General features: G+C 58.7%; 1 protein-coding gene. It reads right to left on the reverse strand.

What is annotated here, in order from left to right; translation table 11 throughout:
• Nucleotides 1–349, reverse strand: a 349-nt coding sequence (locus tag HU770_RS26840) for an immunoglobulin-like domain-containing protein (RefSeq protein ID WP_186666601.1), incomplete at both ends; no start/stop codon positions are given.

Raw genomic sequence — 349 nt, forward strand, 5'->3', positions numbered from 1 at the left:
GTCGTGAGCGTACGGCGCGCTGGTTTCACCGGCCTTGATGGTAACCGTGGCATTGTTGCTCAGGGTCACGACCAGGTCGTGCGCCAGCGCGGTGTTGATGTGAACGGTGAAAGTCGGCTTGACGTTCTCGGCAACCGAGACTTGGTCAGCGGTGATAGTGACCTTGACCAGATCACCTTCGTTGCCCGGAGTACCTGGCTCGTCGGTAACAGCGGTGCTGACCGGGGTCTTGTCCAGGACCAAGTTCTCGAACTGACCGACATCAGCGCCATCAACCGAAGCGATCGACTTGATCACTGGGTCGTTGGTACCGGTGTAGACGTTGTCAGGCGCAGTAACGGTGACGAAG

Source organism: Pseudomonas sp. SWRI68, assembly GCF_014269165.1.
In the GTDB taxonomy this organism is placed as follows: domain Bacteria; phylum Pseudomonadota; class Gammaproteobacteria; order Pseudomonadales; family Pseudomonadaceae; genus Aquipseudomonas; species Aquipseudomonas capeferrum.